Annotated in this window: 3 protein-coding genes; all 3 read left to right on the top strand. The window is 66.5% G+C overall.

Annotated features, from left to right (window positions below):
* Nucleotides 1-82 precede the first annotated feature (82 nt).
* The 3 genes from ACK1U9_RS04920 to mobA all read left to right on the top strand — a co-directional run bounded on the left by ACK1U9_RS04920 (nt 83) and on the right by mobA (nt 5,032).
* Entirely contained in the window at nt 83-1,258 is a 1,176-nt protein-coding gene (locus ACK1U9_RS04920) for an efflux RND transporter periplasmic adaptor subunit (protein WP_449109739.1), read from the top strand.
* An 11-nt stretch (nt 1,259-1,269) separates the two neighbouring features.
* Nucleotides 1,270-4,395, top strand: a complete 3,126-nt coding sequence (locus ACK1U9_RS04925; RefSeq protein WP_196174049.1) for an efflux RND transporter permease subunit — start codon at nt 1,270-1,272, stop codon at nt 4,393-4,395.
* A gap of 61 nt (nt 4,396-4,456) precedes the next feature.
* Nucleotides 4,457-5,032 (top strand): molybdenum cofactor guanylyltransferase MobA, encoded by a 576-nt coding sequence (gene mobA / locus ACK1U9_RS04930; RefSeq protein WP_108481232.1) that lies wholly within the window; start codon nt 4,457-4,459, stop codon nt 5,030-5,032.
* Nucleotides 5,033-5,086: the final 54 nt, after the last annotated feature.

Here is a 5,086-nt window from a genome sequence, read left to right on the forward strand (position 1 = left end):
TTCACACTCGTCCTACAGGTATTAACAGCCACCCAAGGAACGCCTGCCGTAGCATACAGGCGGTCATCATCGGAAGATCCGTATGTCTACTACCCTACCCCCACGCTTGCGCCCATTGGCGCTTCTGGCGTTTCTGAGCCTGTCCCTGGCCGGCTGCGACGACAGCGCCGAACAGGAAGAACAGGCCCCCACCCCGCAAGTGCGGGTGGAAACCCTGCAACTGCAACCACTGGCCATCAGCAGTGAACTCAGCGGCCGCATCCTCGCACCACGCACCGCCGAAGTGCGCGCGCGGGTCGCGGGCGTGGTGCTCAAGCGGGTGTACCGCGAAGGCAGCGACGTCAAGCAGGGCGATGTGCTGTTCCTGATCGACCCGGCGCCGTTCAAGGCCGACCACGACAGCGCCCGCGCCACCCTGGCCAAGGCCGAAGCCACCCTGTACCAGGCGCGCCTGCAGGAGCAGCGCTATCGCGATCTGGTCGACGACAAGGCCGTCAGCCGCCAGGAATACGACAACGCCAAGGCCAGCTACCTGCAGGCCGATGCCGAAGTGGCCGAGGCCAGGGCTGCGCTGGAGCGCGCCCGCCTCAACCTCGGCTACGCCACCGTGACCGCGCCGATTTCCGGCCGTATCGGCCGCGCCCAGGTCACCGAAGGTGCGCTGGTCGGGCAGAACGAGACCACGCCATTGGCGACCATCCAGCAGCTGGACCCGATCCACGCCGATGTCACCCAGTCGACCCGCGAGCTCAACGCCCTGCGCCGCGCCCTGCGTGCCGGCGAGCTGCAGCAGGTCGGCGACGGTCAGGCCCGGGCCACGCTGATCCAGGACGATGGCAGCACCTACCCGCTGCCGGGCAAACTGCTGTTTTCCGACATCAGCGTCGACCCCAGCACCAACCAGATCACCCTGCGCAGCGAGTTCCCCAACCCGGACCTCGACCTGCTGCCCGGCAGCTACGTGCGCGTGCGCCTGGAGCAAGCCGTGCAGCCCAAGGGCCTGAGCGTGCCGCAGCGCGCCATCCTGCGCGACAGCGCTGGCGTGCCCAAGGTGCTGGTGGTCGACCCGCAGGCCCGGGTCAGCGACCGCCAGGTAGTACTGGGCAGCGCCCAGGGCGACCGCTGGATCGTCAGCGAAGGCCTGGCCCCCGGCGAACGGGTGGTGGTCGAAGGCCTGCAACACGTCAAGGCCGGTGACCAGGTGCAGGTCGACAACGCACCAGGGGCATCGCCCATCGCACAGCACACTGGCCAGTGAGGGCCTGATTCATGCCGCAATTCTTCATCGACCGCCCGGTATTCGCCTGGGTGGTCGCCCTGTTCATCCTGCTGGCCGGTGCCCTGGCCATCCCGCAGTTGCCGGTGGCCCAGTACCCCAACGTGGCCCCGCCGCAGGTGGAAATCTACGCCGTTTACCCGGGCGCATCGGCGGCGACCATGGACGAGAGCGTGGTCAGCCTGATCGAGCAGGAACTCAACGGCGCCGATAACCTGTTGTACTTCGAGTCGCAGAGCAGCCTGGGCAGCGCGACCATCACTGCCACCTTCGCCCCGGGTACCAACCCGGATCTGGCCCAGGTCGACGTGCAGAACCGCCTGAAAGTGGTCGAGTCGCGGCTGCCGCGCCCGGTGACCCAGCAAGGCCTGCAGGTGGAAAAGGTCTCCACAGGCTTCCTGCTGCTGGCCACCCTCACCTCCGAAGACGGCAAGCTCGACGAAACCGCCCTGTCGGATATCCTGGCGCGCAACGTGATGGACGAAATCCGCCGCCTCAAGGGCGTCGGCAAGGCCCAACTGTACGGTTCGGAGCGTGCCATGCGCATCTGGATCGACCCGCGCAAGCTGATCGGTTTCAACCTCACGCCCAACGACGTGGCCGAGGCAATCGCCGCGCAGAACGCCCAGGTGGCCCCAGGCAGCATTGGTGACCTGCCCTCCCGTGGCACCCAGGAAATCACCGCCAACGTGGTCGTCAAGGGCCAGCTGAGCACCCCCGAGGAGTTCGCCGGGATTGTCCTGCGTGCCAACCCGGACGGTTCCACGGTGACCATCGGCGATATCGCACGGGTCGAGATCGGTGCCCAGGAATACCAGTACGGTACGCGCCTGAACGGCAAGCCGGCCACTGCCTTCAGCGTGCAGCTGTCGCCGGGCGCCAACGCCATGGAAACCGCCACCCTGGTGCGGGCGAAGATGCAGGACCTGGCACGCTACTTCCCCGAAGGCGTCAAGTACGACATCCCCTACGACACCTCGCCATTCGTCAAAGTTTCGATCGAACAGGTCATCAACACGCTGTTCGAAGCCATGCTGCTGGTGTTCGCGGTGATGTTCCTGTTCCTGCAGAACCTGCGCTACACCCTGATCCCGACACTGGTGGTGCCGGTGGCCCTGATGGGTACCTTCGCCGTGATGCTGGCCATGGGCTTCTCGGTCAACGTGCTGACCCTGTTCGGCATGGTGCTGGCCATCGGCATCCTGGTCGACGATGCCATCGTGGTGGTGGAAAACGTCGAGCGGATCATGGCCGAGGAAGGCCTGCCGCCCAAAGAGGCCACGCGCAAGGCGATGGGCCAGATCAGCGGCGCGATCGTCGGCATTACCCTGGTGCTGGTGGCGGTGTTCCTGCCCATGGCCTTCATGCAAGGCTCCGTGGGGGTGATCTACCAGCAGTTCTCGCTGTCGATGGCCGTGTCGATCCTGTTCTCGGCGTTCCTGGCCCTCAGCCTGACCCCGGCGCTGTGTGCCACCCTGCTCAAGCCGGTGGCCAAGGGCGAACACCACGAACGCAAGGGCTTCTTCGGCTGGTTCAACCGCCGCTTCGAGGGCATGAGCAACGGCTACCAGCGCTGGGTGATGAAGGCGCTCGAGCGCAGCGGCCGGTACCTGCTGGTATACGTGCTGCTGCTGGCGGTGCTGGGCTATGGCTTCAGCCAGCTGCCCACGGCGTTCCTGCCCACCGAAGATCAGGGCTACACCATCACCGATATCCAGCTGCCGCCAGGCGCCAGCCGCATGCGCACCGAGCAGGTGGCGGCGCAGATCGAGTCGCACAATGCCGAAGAGCCGGGCGTGGGTAACACCACCTTGATCCTGGGTTTCAGTTTCTCGGGTAGCGGCCAGAACGCGGCACTGGCCTTCACCACCCTCAAGGACTGGTCCGAACGCGGCGCCGATGACAGCGCCCAGTCGATCGCCGACCGCGCGACCATGGCCTTCACCCAGCTCAAGGACGCCGTGGCCTATGCCGTGCTACCGCCCCCGATCGACGGCCTTGGCGAGTCGACCGGCTTCGAGTTCCGCCTGCAGGACCGCGGCGGCATGGGCCACGCCGAGCTGATGGCCGCCCGCGACGAGCTGCTGGCCAATGCCACCAGGAGCAAGGTGCTGACCAACGTGCGCGAAGCCTCGCTGGCGGAAAGCCCGCAGGTGCAGCTGGAAATCGACCGCCGCCAGGCCAATGCCCTGGGCGTATCGTTTGCCGATATCGGCTCGGTGCTGGACGTGGCCGTGGGTTCCAGCTACGTCAACGACTTCCCCAACCAGGGGCGCATGCAGCGGGTGGTGGTGCAGGCCGAAGGCGACCAGCGCAGCCAGGTCGAAGACCTGCTGAAGATCCACGTGCGCAACGACAGCGGCAAGATGGTGCCACTGGGCGCCTTCGTCCAGGCCAGGTGGGTCAGCGGCCCGGTGCAGCTGACCCGCTACAACGGCTACCCGGCGGTGTCGATTTCCGGCGAACCGGCGGCTGGCTACAGTTCGGGCGAAGCCATGGCCGAGATCGAGCGCCTGGTAGCCCAGTTGCCGGCCGGTGCCGGCCTGGAATGGACTGGTCTGTCGCTGCAGGAGCGGCTGTCCGGCAGCCAGGCACCGATGCTGATGGCGCTGTCGTTGCTGGTGGTGTTCCTGTGCCTGGCAGCGTTGTACGAAAGCTGGTCGATCCCCACCGCAGTTCTGCTGGTAGTACCGCTGGGCGTGCTCGGTGCGGTGCTGGCGGTGACCCTGCGCGGCATGCCCAACGACGTGTTCTTCAAAGTCGGCCTTATCACCCTGATCGGCCTGTCGGCGAAGAACGCCATCCTGATCATCGAGTTCGCCAAGAGCCTGGTCGACCAGGGCGTGGATGCCGTCGACGCCGCCGTGCAGGCCGCGCGCCTGCGCCTGCGGCCGATCGTGATGACCTCGCTGGCGTTCATCCTCGGCGTGGTACCACTGGCCATTGCCAGCGGCGCCAGTTCGGCCAGCCAGCAGGCGATCGGCACCGGCGTGATTGGCGGCATGCTCAGCGCCACCCTGGCGGTGGTGTTCGTGCCGGTGTTCTTCGTGGTGGTGATGCGCCTTGCCGGGCGACGCCAGGCGGGTGCCGACACGCAGGCCGTGACCAGCGACAGCTGACTGGACAAGCCCCGCGTGAAATGGGAGGGTTCCCGGCATTGACTGCCCGGAACCCTTTTTCATGCCTGATGCCCTTCCCCCCTGCTCCATCCTCATTCTCGCCGGTGGCCGCGGCCAGCGCATGGGCGGCCGTGACAAGGGCCTGGTCGACTGGCAGGGCAAACCGCTGGTGGCGCATGTGCAGCGCGTGGTACGGCCGCTCAGCGATGACCTGGTGATTTCCTGCAACCGTAACCAGCAGGCCTACCGGGCGTATGCCGACCAGTTGGTGGGCGATGCCGAGGCGGACTACCCCGGGCCGTTGGCGGGGGTGATTGCCGGGCTAAAGGTGGCGCGGCATGAATGGGTAGTGCTTCTGGCCTGTGATGCGCCGCTGGTTGACCGGGGGTTGATCGAAGACTTGCTGCGGCTGGCGGTGACCAGTGACAGTGCGGCGATGGTGCGCCAGGGTGGGTACTGGCAGCCGATGTTCAGCGTGCTGCCACGCAGGGTGTTGCCGGTGCTGGAGCAGGCCTGGGCGGCGGGCGAGCGGAGTTTGCAGAAGGCCTTGCTGCGTGAAGCGGTGCAGGGGCTGGAATGTGCCGACGATGATCGCAGGTTGAGCAACTTCAACAGCCCGGAGCTGTTGCAAGGCTGAGGTCATCCGCTGCCTGCCCTGGCCTCTTCGCGGGCACGCCCGCTCCCACAGGTA

This window comes from Pseudomonas sp. XP1 (assembly GCF_053557675.1).

Bases quoted from the DNA above. Each gene is read 5' to 3' on its own strand.
- ACK1U9_RS04920 (WP_449109739.1), top strand. From the start codon at position 83: ATGTCTACTACCCTACCCCCACGCTTGCGCCCATTGGCGCTTCTGGCG.
- ACK1U9_RS04925 (WP_196174049.1), top strand. From the start codon at position 1,270: ATGCCGCAATTCTTCATCGACCGCCCGGTATTCGCCTGGGTGGTCGCC.
- mobA (WP_108481232.1), top strand. From the start codon at position 4,457: ATGCCTGATGCCCTTCCCCCCTGCTCCATCCTCATTCTCGCCGGTGGC.